General features: G+C 49.2%; 12 protein-coding genes. 6 read left to right on the forward strand and 6 right to left on the reverse strand.

The features are described 5' to 3' along the window. The first annotated feature begins 59 nt into the window (after positions 1–59). On the forward strand, positions 60–1,937 hold the full coding sequence (locus J3369_RS11845) for a phytase (RefSeq protein ID WP_349587033.1): 1,878 nt from the start codon (positions 60–62) through the stop codon (positions 1,935–1,937). 88 nt (positions 1,938–2,025) lie between these two features. Here the strand turns inward: J3369_RS11845 and J3369_RS11850 are convergent, their stop codons facing one another. After that, on the reverse strand, positions 2,026–2,448 hold the full coding sequence (locus tag J3369_RS11850) for a CBS domain-containing protein (RefSeq protein WP_119501554.1): 423 nt from the start codon (positions 2,446–2,448) through the stop codon (positions 2,026–2,028). A 99-nt stretch (positions 2,449–2,547) separates the two neighbouring features. Next, positions 2,548–3,564, reverse strand: a complete 1,017-nt coding sequence (locus J3369_RS11855) for an isoaspartyl peptidase/L-asparaginase family protein (protein ID WP_349587036.1) — start codon at positions 3,562–3,564, stop codon at positions 2,548–2,550. 130 nt (positions 3,565–3,694) lie between these two features. Between J3369_RS11855 and sbcB the strand changes: the two genes are divergently transcribed. Together sbcB and J3369_RS11865 are read left to right on the forward strand one after the other, a co-directional pair. After that, positions 3,695–5,125, forward strand: coding sequence for an exodeoxyribonuclease I (sbcB, locus tag J3369_RS11860; protein WP_349587039.1), 1,431 nt, complete (start codon positions 3,695–3,697; stop codon positions 5,123–5,125). A gap of 87 nt (positions 5,126–5,212) precedes the next feature. Further along, positions 5,213–6,874, forward strand: coding sequence for a flagellar assembly protein A (locus J3369_RS11865; protein ID WP_349587042.1), 1,662 nt, complete (start codon positions 5,213–5,215; stop codon positions 6,872–6,874). 14 nt (positions 6,875–6,888) lie between these two features. On the opposite strand, the gene J3369_RS11870 is transcribed toward J3369_RS11865, so the two are convergent. The 4 genes from J3369_RS11870 to J3369_RS11885 all read right to left on the reverse strand — a co-directional run bounded on the left by J3369_RS11870 (position 6,889) and on the right by J3369_RS11885 (position 13,857). Beyond that, positions 6,889–8,283, reverse strand: coding sequence for a transporter substrate-binding domain-containing protein (locus J3369_RS11870; protein ID WP_349587045.1), 1,395 nt, complete (start codon positions 8,281–8,283; stop codon positions 6,889–6,891). A gap of 253 nt (positions 8,284–8,536) precedes the next feature. Beyond that, positions 8,537–9,070, reverse strand: coding sequence for a PEP-CTERM sorting domain-containing protein (locus tag J3369_RS11875; protein WP_349587048.1), 534 nt, complete (start codon positions 9,068–9,070; stop codon positions 8,537–8,539). Positions 9,071–9,131: 61 nt separating this feature from the next. Beyond that, a complete protein-coding gene (locus J3369_RS11880) occupies positions 9,132–12,284 on the reverse strand; it encodes a S8 family serine peptidase (protein ID WP_349587051.1) in 3,153 nt (1,050 codons plus the stop codon). A gap of 397 nt (positions 12,285–12,681) precedes the next feature. Next, positions 12,682–13,857 carry a thiolase family protein gene (locus J3369_RS11885; RefSeq protein ID WP_349587054.1) on the reverse strand — a complete coding sequence of 392 codons (1,176 nt, stop codon included), beginning with the start codon at positions 13,855–13,857 and terminating at the stop codon, positions 12,682–12,684. Between the two features lie 239 nt (positions 13,858–14,096). On the opposite strand from J3369_RS11885, the gene J3369_RS11890 reads away from it, so the two are divergent. Genes J3369_RS11890 through J3369_RS11900 form a run of 3 tightly spaced genes read left to right on the forward strand, consistent with a single transcriptional unit; the run spans position 14,097 to position 17,291 of the window. Then, a complete protein-coding gene (locus J3369_RS11890) occupies positions 14,097–14,504 on the forward strand; it encodes a MerR family transcriptional regulator (protein ID WP_119501562.1) in 408 nt (135 codons plus the stop codon). Beyond that, the gene (locus tag J3369_RS11895) at positions 14,501–15,670 is read left to right on the forward strand and encodes an isovaleryl-CoA dehydrogenase (protein ID WP_349587057.1); all 1,170 of its coding nucleotides are present in this window, start codon (positions 14,501–14,503) and stop codon (positions 15,668–15,670) included. Before J3369_RS11890 ends, J3369_RS11895 begins: the two co-directional genes overlap by 4 nt. A gap of 13 nt (positions 15,671–15,683) precedes the next feature. Continuing rightward, positions 15,684–17,291 carry a carboxyl transferase domain-containing protein gene (locus J3369_RS11900; RefSeq protein WP_349587060.1) on the forward strand — a complete coding sequence of 536 codons (1,608 nt, stop codon included), beginning with the start codon at positions 15,684–15,686 and terminating at the stop codon, positions 17,289–17,291.

A 17,291-nucleotide genomic window follows, 5' to 3' on the forward strand; every position in this document is an offset into this window, starting at 1 on the left:
CTCATGCTGCACCTCGATTTTCTTCCCTCATACTGCTAACGATTTCAATGAGATTTAATGTGAAAAAACAACATACTCCCCTCGCCTTTCTGTTTGCCTCTCTGCTTATTGCGCCGGGAAAGGTAGTGGCCGATCCTGTCACCATTGATGCAAAGGCCTTTTCAATTAAAGGTAATCAGTTAACCCCGCTGGTCATTAACAATCAATTGCATTATCTGGTTACCAGCGAAACCCGGGGCCTGATTCTGACCGGTAAAGATCAGAATATAATCAGCACACTGCCCGGTCACTTCAGTCAATCCGATATTCTGCAGCATAACGGCACCCTGACCGTTGCGGCGCTTAACAACGATACCTATGGTGTTGAGCTGTACCGCTACAACACCGGTACTGACGAGTTTGAAAAACAGCAATCGCTGCAGGCAGATCTGGCTGACATTGAAGCGCTGTGTTTATCTGTTTCCGGTGAACATCTGACGCTGACCACAGCAGACGCCACAGGACAAATGAAGCAGCACTGGCTGACTGACGATCACTTTGTGGAAGTACGGACCGTTAACACGGGCCCGGGCATTAAAAGTTGCCAGGCTGATGTTCAAAACGGCTATGTGTATCTGGCTGATGAAAACACCGGATTGTGGCAATACGACCATCACGCCGAAGCCGGTGATGGCCGCTCCCTTATTCTGACGCAACAGCACGGCGTAACAAGCGAAGGCGTTGAAGGTGTCGGCCAGGCAGCCGGACTGACAGTGTTCGTTTCCCCCGACGCCCCGGTGATGAATGTTTTCCACAATGACAGCATCAGTGAATTTAAAATAAACGGAGAACATAAATGGGAAGCAGTAAGAGCTGCCCCGTTTAACAAAAAGACTGTACTCGGCCTTTATGACGATGACAGCGAAAACCTGTTTACCGCTGTATTACCGGTTTCAGCTTCGCAAACGACGACCCGCCGCACACAATCAGCAGATGGACATTTAACCGCATTCGCGGAAACCGATCCCGTTGCCCGCTTTGGTGATGCCGCTGACGATCCGGCTATCTGGTACAACGATAAAACCCCGGAATCCTCTGTGATAATCGGTACAGACAAAAAGTCGGGGCTGGACTTGTATGATCTTTCAGGCAAGCGACTTCAACATCTGAATGCAGGCAGGCTAAATAACGTCGATGTGCGATCCCGCTGGCAGGTAGCCGGACAGGAACTTGCCATTGCGGCAGCGTCAAACCGCACTACCCGCACGGTGGACATATTCCTGCTGGCTCCGGCAACCAGAAACGCTGTGCCTGCCGGTAAGCTGTCCTCGCAATTAAACGATCTTTATGGTCTGTGCCTGTATCAACATACAAATGGTGTTGACGTGCTGGTGAACGATACGGATGGCAGTTACGAGCGGCATCGCCTGTCATTTGAAAAAGACAAAGTAACGGGCAAGGTCATCGACCGGTTTACCGTTCCTTCACAGCCTGAGGGCTGCGTGGCAGACGATGAAAACGCCATGTTGTATTACGGCGAAGAAGATGCCGGCGTCTGGAAGCGTAGCCTGGATATCAGTAGCCCTGAACCGTCACTGATTGCAAAAGCAGACGGTGCGGTAAAAGACGATATTGAAGGTATGGGCCTGTTTGACGTGGACGGGGAACGTTATCTGATAGTGTCCAGCCAGGGCAATCACCGCTATGCCGTTTACGCCACATCGGATAACCACTTACTGGGCACGTTTGATATTGTGCCTGATCTTAAAAAAGGCATCGACGGGGTTTCAGAAACAGACGGTCTGGAAACCATGTCTCTGCCCTTCGGCGAAAACCTGCCTGATGGCTTGCTGGTTGTCCAGGATGGACACAACGTGATGCCCTCTCAGCAACAAAACTTCAAGCTGGTTTCAGGTTCATCGCTGGCAGAATTTATCCGCCAGCACCGCCGGAAATAACAGCTCACTGCAAAACGGAGAGCGGGCCCTTGCTATGGTTGGTAGCAAGGGTTTCTCTTATTGATTGTCCACTGTCGTTAGCGCTGATTTAAACAGCCATTTTGTCGTAGCCCGACTGAAGCTGCTTATCAATGGCTTTTAGCACAGCGGCACGGTTTATTACGCCAACGAGAGCACCGTCATCGTCAATAACAGGAAAAACCCTCGGGCGTTCGTTAATCAATCGCTGCGCCACTTCCAGTACAGAATTCCAGGGTTTCACCGCACTGACGGTAGTTTGCATAATGTCTTTCACCCGACACACTTGCTCACGATAATAACTCGACTCAATCATCATCTTCAGACAATCCTGTTCGGATAAGAATCCCGTCACCTGCCCCCGTGCGTTTTGGACAGCGCCACCAGTCTGGTTATTTGCCAGCAGTCTTTCAACGGCTTCGGCAACGGTCATGTCTTCGGTTAATTTCACCGGATGATGATTCATATAGTCGCTTACTTGCAAAGATTCCATGTTTAGCCTCCAGTACGTCACCATGACGTGTCGTTACTTTCAGCCTAGACCCTCCGTGTCCCGGACGCGAATAATTTCAGCCGGATTTGTACATAATTTTTACAATGTTTCCCACTGCTCAAAAATGCCCACGGAAAGGACCCCTTTACCGTCAATTTTCGCTCTGTACATGCCCGCTGAGTTAAACGGTGCTGCAATGTTGCCTTCTTTATCAATGGCAATAATGCCGCCGTCACCGCCCACCGGTTTGAGCACATCAAAAATAACTGTATCAGACGCCTCTTTTAACGTTGTGCCCTGATATTTCATACGGGTACAAATATCTGCTGCAACATGATAACGGATGAAAAACTCACCATGCCCCGTTGCCGACACCGCACAACTGTCGTTGTCAGCCCAGGTTCCGGCACCAATTACAGGCGAATCGCCGATGCGGCCATAACGCTTGGCAGTCATTCCGCCGGTTGAAGTACCTGCTACCAGATTGCCTTCACGGTCGAGCACAACCGCGCCTACTGTACCGAAACGTTCATTGCCTTTCTGACCGCCGTACAAACCAGCACTTTCCATACGGGCTTTCACTTTTTTGAGTGATTCAAGGCGTCTTTCAGTGTCAAAGATATGGTTATCCACCAGCGTCAGTCCCTGCTCTTCTGCAAAAGCTTCTGCCCCTTCACCGGATAGCATGACATGAGGAGATAGATGCATAACAGCCGATGCTGCTGCGATAGGACTGCGGATGGTTTTTACGCCCGCCACCGCACCGGCGTTATGAGTGCCGCCATGCATTAGTGAGGCATCCAGTTCGTGTTCACCTTCCCATGTATACACAGCCCCGATGCCGGCATTAAACAGCGGTGAGGTTTCCAGAATTTGAATGGCTGCAATTACTGCCTTTTCACCGGGTTCGCCCTGCTCAAGCAACGCGTAGCCTGCTTTTGCTGCTTCGCTGAGGGTATCTTTGTAGGCTTTTTCCAGTTCCGGCGTGAAATTCTTCTTTAGTATGGTTCCGGCGCCGCCGTGGATAACGATTGCCACCGGTTTTTCTTCAGCCGCCACTAACTGCGAACTTAATGTCAAAGCGCTGCACATCACAGCTGCGAGAAACTTTTTCATTCCTTTTCCTTGTTGTTGTTCGTGTTTTACATCGTCCGGAGGATCAGTTCATCAGCCGCAAACTGGCTTGCACCCTGCTGCGCTGGTATAGTGCCCCGCGTAACGTTTTTCTAATGGATTTTATTTACCAATGACACAATATGCGCCATCAATGCTATGGCACGATTACGAGACCTGGGGCGCTAACCCGCTCAAAGATACCCCTTCTCAATTTGCTGCCATCCGTACCGATGCAGAATTAAATGTTATTGGAAAGCCCGTTAATATCATGGCGCAAATTGCCAATGATGCATTGCCCCACCCTCAGGCTTGCCTGATCACCGGCATCACACCGCAGCAATCGCTGCGTGACGGTATGATTGAGGCTGATTTCGCCAGACGTATCCATGAAGAAATGAGCCAGCCAAACACCTGCGTGGTTGGTTATAACAGCATTCGCTTTGATGATGAAGTCAGCCGCACCCTCTTTTATCGCAACTTTTATGACCCTTATGGCAGAGAGTGGCGAAACGGCAATTCCCGCTGGGATATTATTGATCTCGCCAGAGCTTGCTATGCCCTGCGTCCTGAGGGTATTAACTGGCCGGTGAGAGACGATGACACACCGGTATTCAAATTAGAAGAACTGGCTAAAGCCAATGAACTGGAACATGGTCAGGCTCACGATGCACTTTCGGATGTCCGCGCTACTATCGCGCTGGCAAAATTGATACGGCAACATCAACCAAAACTTTATGACTATGCATTTTCATTGCGCAGTAAACATGCCGTGTTAAAGCAGATTAATCTGCAGCAACCTTCTGTGCTGTTGCATATTTCATCTAAAATTCCCGCCAGTCAGGGTTGTTGTACCTGGGTAATGCCAATTTCCATGCACCCCGTTAACAGTAATGCCATTATCGCCGTCGATTTGTCTCAGCCCATAGAACCGCTGCTAAACGATGATGCAGATACCATCCGGGAAAAGTTGTACACACCGGCGTCAGAGCTGGGGGATGAACCCCGTCCCGGTCTAAAGCTTATTCACATCAACCGGTCCCCTTTTGTCACAACGGCGAAAGCCATGACGGAAGAAAATGCTGAACGGCTGGGGCTGAACAGAGAGCAGTGCCTGGAAAATTACAAGCGTTTAGCGGCCAGCGATATCACACAAAAGTTGTCTGATGTATATAACACGCCTTATGATGACGCTGATAATGATGCCGATCATTCCCTTTACAGTGGTGGATTTTTATCAGATGAAGAGCGCCGCTGGTGTGAGCAGGTGCATGCCAGCGCACCGGAAGCGCTTGACCGGCTGGCATCACAAACACAGAACCAGACCTTAAAAACCCTGCTGTTCCGTTATCGTGCACGTAATTATCCTTACACGCTGAACGCTGATGAAATGCACCGCTGGCAGGCACACAGACAATACAGGCTGACTGATAAAGATTCGCCCGCCACGGTTACCCTCGAACTGTTTATGATGGAACTGGAAACGCTGGCGCATGAGCATCAGAACGATCCAAACAGACAAGCTATACTCAGGGCGCTATATCAATACGCTCAAAACCTTTGACCTCATCGCAACTGTCACTATAAAGTAGACTAAAGACGTAGTAGCAGTTTGCCGATATGGTATTGGCGTAGTCTCATGGAACAGAAGATGAAAGGTATTTCTTTCAGTTACAACAGCGATACTCAGTTTGTCACCCTTAGCTTACTTCCTGCCGAAATGGAAAAGGAAGCAGATCTGAGCACCATTAAATCTGAAATAGCCAGTGGTGCTTACAGCGATTTCTATCTGTCAGAAAAAGCCCTGAAATCAGCCTGTGACAAAGCAAACCTCTATCATAAAACCGGCGACAAGACGCCGGTTACCGCAGACATTGCTGAATTGCGCCATGCAGAAGTCGACTTTGTTGTCAGTGAAGATAACATGCATGCCACTTTGCGGCTTACCGCTCCCTACGGCGGCAGAATGCCTAATGCCATCACTATCCGTAACCTCGCCTGGAAACAGCGCATACGCCGTGGCGTGGGCATGCGCCACATTAATATGCTATTGAAAGAAGCGGAAAAAGCAGAACCCGGCCAGGTGCTCAAGGCTGTAGTGGCCAAGGGACTCCCTCCCAGAAACGGAAAGGGTTCAAGATTTATTCCGCTGGTCCCGAATGCACTTGAGCGGGTCCTCAAGCCTCAGACCAATGAGGGCGAAAAAGCGGATCTCCGGAATCTTGGCGACGTCATCTGTGTGAAAACCGGCACACCAGTAGTGCGCAGAACAGCACCGACTCAAGGCCGTAAAGGCTATGACGTTAAAGACACGGTACTTTACCCCAAGCCCGGTGAATGGCTGGAATTTAAAATGGGTTCCGGTACCGCCGTCAGTAATGAAGATGAGAACATGCTGGTAGCGACGATTTCCGGCATGCCGAAATACCATGAACACCGCATGAATATTGACGACACGTTTATTTGCAATGGTGTCAATGTGGGCAGCGGACATGTCACCTATGACGGTGCTGTTCTTGTGAATGGTGATGTTGCAGAGAAAATGAAAATCAAAGCAACCAAAGACATCACGATTAACGGCTTTGTTGAATCTGCAATCATTGAAGCCGGCGGCGATATCATCATCACTGAAGGTGCAATGGGTAAGGTTACCGATAACGCTGAAGGTTATGCATGCACGCTTATCGCAGGCGGCAGCATTCACGTTCAGCATGGCCAGGGGCTGGATATTATTGCCGGTAAGAATATTACCGTGGGCAGACAAATGGCCTACAGCCGCCTGAAGGCCGGTGGTTCTGTCACTGTAGGAAACATATCCAAACCAATGGGTAATCTGTTTGCCTGTGAAATTGTGTGCGAAGACAAAGTTGAAGCCGGCACACTGGGCGCGATTTCAGGCAGTACGCTGAAAGTTGATTTTACTGCAGGGATGAGTGCATTGATGGAGCGTAAAGAAACCATTGATGAACTTCTACGTCAATTACGGGAGAATAACTCCCGCCACAGAGAAAAGCTGGAGGTCATCTCCGGTCGTACCATTCACAAAGATTTAAAGCACAAGATAACCGAAGCAAAATCTCTTCTGAATAATGAAACAGCGTTATTAAACTGGCTGGAACTGAAAGCGTCGGAATTGAAGAAGCTGAAAACGCAATATGAAAACCGTATTCAGCTGAAGGCCAACAAACGAATTTACGCCGGCGTATCAGCCAAACTGAACAACCGTAACTGGCGCTCAGAACGGGAATACGAACGCTGCAAAATCCGCTATGAAGGTCATCAGTGGCACTATGAGCCGGATACCTCCGGCTAAGCCTCTGCCAGCGCCTACTCTGCTAACGCGACTACGTTACCGCCCTGACGACGGGAAGCACTCAATGCTCTGTTAAGGTCATCGTTCCATTCGGAATAACGTTGCCCGCTCTGCAATTCAGCCACACCGGTAATAAAAATGATCGTGGGATCTGCTTCCGCTTTCAGACACTCAAGTAAACGGTTTGCCAGACTGTCGCCTGCCGCAAGGGTCGTTTGTGGTGATAAAATCATAAACTTATCAGGCTCGCACCTTGCAGTTATATCCACATCTCTTACCGTGGTTAAACAAGCACTGGTGAGTCGTTTACATAAACTGTCTGTCTGTGCTCCGGCCCTGAGTTTATTACCGTTTTCAGTAATTTCAATTGCAATCAGTGTGCACGGACTCTGGAAACGCAGATGCCTGGAAATCTCTTCTTCAGCCTTTTGCATGAAATAATTGCGGTTATATAAGCCGGTTACTTCATCCCGCGTGGATAAAAACTCCAGTGTACGGTTCTTTTCGAGTAACGAAGACTGCAAGCTTTCAATTTCATCGTTTTTCTGGCTGATTTGGCGCTGGTAACTGCTAATTACCCGTTTTCGCCAGGCGGCTACAGCAACAAGTGCAATAGCGATAAATACGATACCGAGCACAAATCCATAGCGACCCTGTTTTACCTGACGAACAGCATTCCAGCGTTTATAAATATCAACTTTACGGGATTCAGGTATAGACGAAATCGCCTTATTCAGTAAAGGAACCAGTTCGGCATGATTTTTATTCACACCAAAGGAAAGCATATCAAAAGGCTCGGCAAAACCGACAATTTGCAGATCTGAAAAGTCGTGAGCGTTAATTGCAGAATAAACGCCCATCAGTGAACCCACCATCAAATCGATGTCACCTTTAGATAGCTTCTGTAACCCGCTCACCTCAGAATCAACATATTCCGTAAGCAAATCAGGATAGTAGCGGGCAAGGTATTCCGCATGCCTGAAACCGCTGACCACCCCGACGATACGATTGCCGACACCTTCAAACCCCTGAACCATAGGCGTACCATTACGGCCTACCAGCACGTTGGGGACTTCTATATACGGGGTAGTAAAGTTCAAAAAGTGGCTTCTTGAGGGGGTACGGTTGATCATTGTCGTCACCATACACGCGCCGGACTCTACGGCCGCAAGCGAATCCTGCCAGCTCTCCGTGGGGATGAGTTCGAACTTAAGATGAGAGAGCTTACTGATAACATCGAGATAATCTGCGGAGATCCCTATGTGTTTGCCGTTACGCATGGCTTCATAAGGCATCCAGTCCGGATCGATACAGTAGGTTACGACCTGTTCTCCGGCAGCATAGGCCGCCGGCACCTTGCCGGCTAAAGCGGCCAGGGCAAGAAACAGGAATAAATACCGTTTTGGCAAACAAACAACCTCGGGGAAAAGAAAAAACTACCGGTGGCAAACTCACTGAACGCCAACGGGTACAGGTTAACGACTTATTCTTAATAAGGAAAGTGCCGGTACAAAGATCATAGTATCTCCCGGCATTTACAAGTGATGCAACGGTTGCGCCGGACCGACCTGTTTATCTGACTGAGCAGATAAAATGGATGTAATTAATGAGGAATAAAAAAAGGCCTTCATCGGGAAGGCCTTAATCATAACAGTAAAATGCTTACGCGCGACGACGGCGTACCATCATGCCGCCGAATGCCAGAGCAAACAGTGCCAGCACTGAAGGTTCAGACAGACTTACTGAGTTAACAACCATTACGTCATCTTCAAATGCTTCTAACTGATAATCGCCGGCAAAGAAAATAGTTGCGTAATTATTAATTGTGGAGAATGCATCGTAAAAAACGCTGTAGTACCAGGGGAAATCATCCTCTGCATCTACATACAAAAATTCAACGCCTGCAAAGATGTTATCTACATCGATAACAGCTTCGAAATCGTTCATAACCGGGTTCCAGCCGTCTGCCAGAGGGATATAGAAATCAACCAGGTTAAACGCCAGGCCATCATAAGTGCTGATTGCACCCATGCCTGAATTGATCAGGCTGTTATCCAGTTCGAGGTCATAAGAAATGATTTCAAGACCACCAACATATACAGACTGAGAGATAATTGCAGCCTGACTTTGCACTGCAAACATCATTGAACAACAAGCCAGTACGGCTGCGCTAAAGAGTGCTTTTAGTTTTTTCATGTTACTTCTGCCTTTTTTAATGTGTGGGTACAGTGAAAATCACTGTACCCGTTTCCTCTGATTATTGTTTTACAGCTTCAACGATGGTGGTGCCCTGTTCCTGGCCATCACCATCGAAGAACGTCACGGTACCCATGTAAGGTACGCCTGACGCAAGACCGCGGGTAATGATACGAACGTCATTAAGGCGTCCGTCAACTGCACGGGATGACATGCTGAAACGGCTGCTGCTGTCTTTACCACCGGCTACCCATACAGGCATCTGGAAGTCAGTTTCCGTTGCGCCATTCAGATCCCAACCGTGAACCCAAACGATATAGACATCACCAACGCCAACATTAGCTGCCGGCTCAGGATTCATCAGAACAACATCTTCATCAGAACCACCGAATGCAGACACACCAACTTCTGAACATAACCAGCCTTCACAGCGGTAAACGTAAAGGTCAAGGTCAGTACCGCTTTGTTCTACCAGTTCGTCACGTAAGCTGAAACGGGCCATGGTGGTCCCTTCAGGGATGTGGAACAAGGTAGTAGACAAACCGTCTTCGTTGAATGCGAACGAGCTGTCAAGATCTTGCTCAACGGTGCTTGTAACCACTTCAGGTGCAACCAGACTTGCGTAGTCGATACTTGCACGACCGGTATAGTTCATACCCACTGAGAAGAAACCACGGCCACGGGAGTTCAGACCTACAGAAACGCTTTCAGGTGCAGAAATGTTCTCATCCGCTGCCGGCATAATTGCTACCGGGCTGCGAACAACTTTACCGTTATCACCCTCAAGTACTACAGCACCGAAGATCCATTCATCAAGAACAGTTTCTTCTGTTTTCGCTACTGTCAGTGCGAATGCTGAGGTGCCGTTTGCTGCAACTTCTACCACACCGCCCTGAACCGGCGTAAGGTCGCTGTTATAGCCCTGGACAGAAACATCCAGTGAATCCAGACCTTCAATTGAAATGGTGTAAGTACTGTCTGCACCAGTTACGTCAGAAACATAACGGTAGATAGTTTCAGCACCGGACAATTCACCGATAGCAATTGACGGATAGTTCAGCTGGCTTGGATCAGTCGGGAAGTAATTGGCCTCATAAGTGGCACAATCGTAGCCTGACTCGCTGATAACAAATGATTCTTCGTCCAGACCACACATAAAGCCCATGTAATCGAAGAAAGAAGCATCAAAGGTTAAGCCGGGTTCCATAGCAGAAACCGGTGCAGCATGACCAGCACCAAAATCAAACGGATCAGCCGGTGTGCTGCCGTCTTCTTTAGTGACATCCTGATAAGCAGTCGTCATTAGTGCAGATTTAACCTGAGCAGGAGTCCAGTCAGGGTGCTGATCGATAAGCAGCGCTGCCATACCGGCAATGTGCGGGGAAGACATTGACGTACCGCTTAAGTAAGCCACTTGCTTGCCCTGCTCGCCGAACATTGGCGTGTCAGAGGTTGCAGCCAGGATGCGAACACCCGGAGCTGTGATATCCGGCTTAATAACATCCAGTGTAGAGGCATTCGGGCCACGGCTTGAGAAATCAGCCATGATATTGCCTGTTTCCTCTTGTTCAACGTAGGTACCGGCACTCATTGTCACGGTCACATTGCCGCCTTCAACCGCTGAAGAGTTCAGCATGCTGCCCACAGCTTCAGTAACCATACCGCCGGGGATGCCGCCGACAAAATCGCCGCCCATTACGGTAACACCGCCGCCATTGTCATAAACCACGACAGCAGTCGCACCTGAATCCAGTGCACGGCTAACTTTTTGCGAAAATGCACAGGAACCACGCTGAATTAACGCAATGTTTCCTGAAATATCAGCAGCGTTATCAAGTGGCGTAGATGCTGCACCGTCAAAACAGGCCAGCAGTGGTTCTGCCACAACCAGTGAACCGGTCACAGGACCTGTTTCACTCAGTGGTTTTGTAATTGAACCTTCGGTAAACGCAACTGTACTGGTTTCATCGAACTGGGTGACTTCAAGACCATTTACAACAGTTGTACCGTCATAAGTCGAGGCGCCCACTGTGGTTACCCAGGGAGCAGGTGTGCCGGTGGTAGATGCTGCAGGGCCAGAGTTACCGGCTGAAACTGAAACAAATACACCAGCCTGTGCCGCACGTAACATGGCTGCAGTAGACGGCACGGTCAGGTCAGTCAGACTGCCACCGATGGAATAGTTGAGTACATCCACACCATCAACAATAGCCTGTTCAATTGCAGCCATACTATCGCCGTAGAAACAGCCGGCTTCGTCACCGCCTTGCGGGTTAACGTAGTCAGAGTTCCAGCACACTTTGTACATGGCAACACGGGCACGCGGCGCGATACCGGACATTACGCCAATTTCAGTGCCGTTCATTACAGCAGATACGCCTTCGTTACCGGCAGCAGTGCTGGCTGTGTGGCTACCGTGACCGTCTGCGTCACGGGGAGACATAAACTCACCTAACTCTGTTTGAATGTCATAAACAGACTGGAAAGTCTCAGGGAAGAAACGTGCACCGATAAGTTTGTTGTTACAGGCAAATGTGCCTGCCTGTGCTTCTTCACCGGTATCACAGGCACCCTGCCAACCGATGTCAGCCGGATCGGAGTAAGAGCCGTCATCAGCAAAACTTGGGTTTTCCGGCGTGATACCCGTGTCAAGAATACCGACAATCACATCTTCACCTTTAATACCCAGAGTATGCTGTCCCCCCGCGCCGGTAAGGCCGAGGAACTCAGGAGTATTAGCAGTATCTACTTTCACCATCTGGTCTTCCCAGACGCTGGCGACTTCAGGATTAGCGCGTAATGCTTTTGCCTGGGCAGGCGTTAACTTTGCTGAAAATCCGTTAAAGCTGTGAACATAGTTATGGATGATTTTAACGTTACCCACGGCGGCTGCTGCGGCACGCTGGTTGCGTTTTAATTTGCTGGTGTAATTGCGGATTTGTTTGGTGTCTGAGGCGTATTGGTTACCCCTCGATGCGACGTGTTGTTTATTTGGGATGAGCTCCCCGATTTCCTCTGCGTAGGTGATACCTGGTGCCTGCTTCATCTGGATGATGTAAACACCGGAACCCTTTTTGACATTAGCTTGGTTTCCTGAAACAGAAAACTTCGTCAGGTCCTGGGCTGGAATCTGCTGAGCAGTTACTGTGGTAGTCATACCCGCGGTAACAGCCATAGAAACCATTGTTCCCAATAGTTTTTTCTTAAATGTCATTTATTGCGTCTCCCATTGACACTTTTTTTGTTTTGCGGCTTCCTTCAGAAGATAAAACATCAGTTTTACCGCATCGGGAATTATTCCTGCCTGAATCTGCGTTAACGCATTTACAAACGTGGAACCCGCTTTCTGGATTTACTGCATTTATTATTATTCCCCGATGTTTATTTACTTCTTCCATGTCATCGGAGGTCTGATATTTATACAAAATTCACACCACGTGTTCTATCTTCCTGATCTTTATAAGATATATCAAGCAGGAATATATAACCTGTTGCTAATTTGTAAATTTTCTTGACGCTTAAAAGGTTATTTATTAATCAAATCATAGAGATAAAAAAAGGCAGTACATGACTGCACTGCCTTTATATTCAGTAACTAAGGTACGCAACCATCAGCACATTTCAACGGCAAGGGCTACACCTTCGCCACCACCGATACATAAAGAAGCAATACCTTTCTTCGCTCCTTTGTTAGCCAGTGCGTGGATAAGCGTCACCAGAATACGGGCACCGGATGCACCAATAGGGTGACCTAACGCACAGGCACCACCATTAATGTTCACCTTCTCTGCATCCAGACCCAGCTTTTGAATGGCCAGCATGGTTACCATGGCAAACGCTTCATTGATTTCCCAAAGATCGACTTCTTCTTTAGACCAACCGGCCTTATCGAGCACTTTTTCCATTGCACCTACTGGAGCAACAGTGAAGTTTTCAGGTTCAATGGCATTGGTAGCGTGCGCCACCACTTTGGCCAGTGGCGTCAGGCCAAGTGACGCGGCTTTCGATTCAGACATCACCAGCAGGGCTGCAGCACCATCGGAAATTGAGCTGGAGTTTGCCGCTGTTACCGTACCGTCCTTTTTGAATGCAGGACGTAATGACGGAATCTTATCAGGACGGGCTGAACCCGGTCCTTCGTCAGTATCAACCACCACATCGCCCTTACGGGTAGAAATGGTAATAGCAGAAATTTCATTGGCAAACGCACCGGTGTTGATAGCTTCGTTCGCACGGGAAAGTGAAGTTAACGCGTATTCATCCATCTGACCACGGGTCAGTCCTTCACTGTCAGCGGTATCCTGCGCAAAGCACCCCATGGCTTTGCCATCGTAGGCATTCTCAAGTCCGTCCAGCATCATATGATCAAGTACCTGACCATGACCCATACGGTAACCTGTGCGAGCTTTTGGCAACAAATACGGTGCATTACTCATACTTTCCATGCCACCGGCTACGACGACTTCTGCGCTGCCGGCTTTGATCAGATCGTGGGCCAGCATCACGGCTTTGAGTCCGGATCCGCACACTTTATTGAGGGTAATTGCACCGGCGGATAAAGGCAGGCCTGCTTTCAATGCAGCTTGTCTGGCCGGCGCCTGACCAAGACCGGCAGGTAATACACAGCCCATAATGACTTCATCAATCTGACTTACATCAACATCAGTACAAATTGAACTAATCGCTTCAGCACCCAGCTCCGTCGATGGCACAGAAGACAAACTGCCATTGAATCCACCCATAGGGGTACGTTTTGCTGCCACAATTACTACCGCTTCATTGCTCATAGTTGTATTGCCTCACTTATTTTAGGAAGTTCAGGTACTGCACAAATTATATTCAGTACATCATATATCACCGGAAAACGTAACATAAACTTTGCACTTATTGACGTTACAATTTTCTTACCTTACCTTAACGTTAACTACAATTTACGTTAACGTAAACCTGTATTAAGACAGTTTCTCAGTCGTCATGCCTGTTACGGGCCGGGCATACAGGTTAACGACACCGACAAGGCACAGACATGACAAACAGCAAAGAAGAGCAAACTTTTACCATCGGAGAACTGGCAAAGGAGTTTGATATAACACCCAGATCCATCCGTTTCTATGAAGAACAAGGACTTATTACACCTTCAAGAACCGGGCAGAACCGCATCTACAATAACAAAGACAGGGTGAGGTTAAAGCTAATTTTACGTGGTAAGAGGTTGGGCTTCTCACTGGCGGAAGTGAACAACCTTTTCGAACTTTACGACACAAATCCGGATTCAGCCATCCAGCTGGAAACGATGCTCAGCATGACGGAACAAAAGCGTGCGGTACTTCGTCAGCAACTCGAAGACATTCAGATGCTGATGGGTGAACTTGATGAAGTTGAAGCTCGCTGCCGTGAAGAGCTGGCAGAATTAAAACGAGGACACGACAGATGATAACACCCTACCCCACATTAAATTTTGGTCTGGGCGAAGAAATCGACATGCTCAGAGAACATGTGCATCAGTTTGCACAGCAGGAAATTGCACCGCTGGCGACAGAAGCGGATGAAGTAAGCCGTTTTCCCAATCAGTTATGGACAAAATTTGGTGACATGGGGTTACTGGGTGTCACGGTAGATGAGAGCTTCGGCGGCGCCAACATGGGCTATCTTGCACACACTGTCGCCATGGAAGAAATCAGCCGCGCTTCAGCCGGAATTGGCTTGAGTTACGGAGCGCACTCGAATTTATGCGTTAACCAGATTTTCCGTAACGGCTCTGAGGCACAAAAAGAAAAATACTTGCCGGCTCTGGTGAGCGGCGAGCATATCGGCGCACTGGCGATGAGTGAGCCCGGTGCAGGTTCTGATGTGGTGTCCATGAAGCTGAGGGCCGAAAAGCGAGGCGACAAGTACATCCTCAACGGCAATAAAATGTGGATCACAAATGGTCCTGATGCCCACACCTTTGTCATCTATGCAAAGACTGACACACAGGCTGGCCACAAGGGCATTTCAGCGTTCATTGTTGAGCGTGATTTCCCGGGATTCAGCCGTGCACAAAAACTCGACAAGCTGGGTATGCGCTCTTCCGATACCTGCGAACTGGTGTTTGAAGACTGTGAAGTGCCGGCAGAAAACCTGATGGGCAAAGAAGGCGAAGGTGTCCGTATCTTAATGAGCGGACTGGACTATGAGCGCCTTGTCCTGTCCGGTGGTCCGCTGGGTATCATGCAGGCTTGCATGGACATCGTCGTACCCTATATTCATGACCGGAAGCAGTTTGGTCAGTCTATCGGTGAGTTCCAGCTTGTACAGGGCAAAATTGCCGACATGTACACACAGATGAATGCCGCGAGGGCCTACGTGTACACCGTTGCTAAATCCTGCGATCGCGGCGAAACCACACGAAAAGATGCTGCCGGTGCCATTTTGTACTCGGCGGAACTCGCTACCCGTATGGCGCTGGACGCCATCCAGCTGCTGGGTGGCAACGGCTATATCAATGAGTACCCTACGGGACGTTTACTTCGTGATGCAAAACTCTATGAGATAGGCGCAGGTACCTCTGAAATCCGCCGGATGCTCATCGGCCGCGAACTGTTCAAAGAATCTGAATAAGTAAGGAGGGGTTATGCCCGTTCTGCGTACTACTATGAATTCTGCATCGGCAGAATTTAAAGATAATGCCGCCTGTATGCGCCGTCTGACAGACGATCTTAAAGCCAAAGTCGCTCAGATTTCCCAGGGCGGTGGCGAAAAAGCCGTGGAAAAACACCATGCTAGGGGGAAACTACTGGCCCGTGAGCGTATAAACGTTCTTCTGGATGAAGGCTCTCCGTTTCTGGAAATCGGACAGTTTGCAGCCTGGGAAGTGTACGACGATTACGTACCCTGCGCCGGCGTAGTCGCCGGAATCGGGCGCGTGGCCGGCCTGGAATGCATGATTGTTGCCAATGATGCCACTGTGAAGGGCGGTACCTATTACCCGCTCACAGTCAAAAAACACTTACGGGCGCAAACCATCGCGGAAGAAAATCACTTGCCCTGTATTTATCTGGTAGATTCCGGTGGCGCTAACCTGCCCCGTCAGGAAGAAGTCTTTCCCGACCGCGAACACTTTGGCCGGATCTTCTTTAATCAGGCCAATATGTCAGCGCAAAATATTCCGCAAATCGCCGTGGTAATGGGCTCCTGTACCGCCGGTGGTGCGTACGTACCGGCTATGGCCGATGAAAGTATTATTGTACGCGAACAGGGCACCATTTTTCTCGGCGGTCCTCCGCTGGTAAAAGCAGCAACCGGTGAAGTGGTCAGTGCTGAAGAGCTGGGCGGTGGCGATGTGCATACCCGTACTTCAGGCGTTGCCGACCAGCTCGCTAATAACGATCATCATGCACTGGAGCTGGCACGCAATGCTGTCGGTAGACTGAACCGGCAAAACCGGTATCAGGTGGCAGAACAACACTGGGAAGAGCCACGCTATCCGGCATCAGACATCTACGGCATCGTGCCGGAAGGCTCGCGGAAAACCTATGATGTCAGAGAGATAATAGCCAGGATCACAGACGGCTCTGAGTTTGATGAATTCAAACCCCTATACGGCACAACACTGGTTTGCGGCTTTGCCAGCATTTTCGGTATGGAAGTAGGTATTGTCGCCAATAATGGCATTCTGTTCGGCGAAAGTGCGCTGAAAGGCGCGCACTTTGTGCAGTTATGCGCAACACGCAAGACTCCGCTTATTTTCCTGCAGAACATCACCGGTTTCATGGTGGGTAAACAATACGAAGCTGGTGGCATTGCTAAACACGGGGCGAAAATGGTCACCGCAGTGGCATGCGCCAAAGTGCCGAAAATCACTGTTCTCATTGGTGGCTCGTTCGGTGCCGGCAATTACGGCATGTGTGGACGCGCTTATGATCCGCGATTTTTATTTATGTGGCCGAATGCCCGCATATCAGTGATGGGTGGTGAACAGGCTGCAGGCGTTCTGGCGCAGGTGAAACGTGACCAGAAAGAAAGTAATAACGAAAGCTGGACTGACGATGAAGAGCAGGCCTTCAAGCAACCGGTTATCGATACTTATGAAAAGCAGGGACACCCCTACTATGCTTCCGCGCGCCTGTGGGATGACGGTGTGATTGACCCTGCCGATACCCGCAAAGTGCTGGGAATGAGTTTGAAAGTCGCCCTGAATAAACCCGTTGAAGAAACACGCTTCGGCGTGTTCCGCATGTAA

It is taken from the genome of Alteromonas sp. NFXS44 (assembly GCF_040148705.1).
Classification (GTDB): domain Bacteria; phylum Pseudomonadota; class Gammaproteobacteria; order Enterobacterales; family Alteromonadaceae; genus Alteromonas.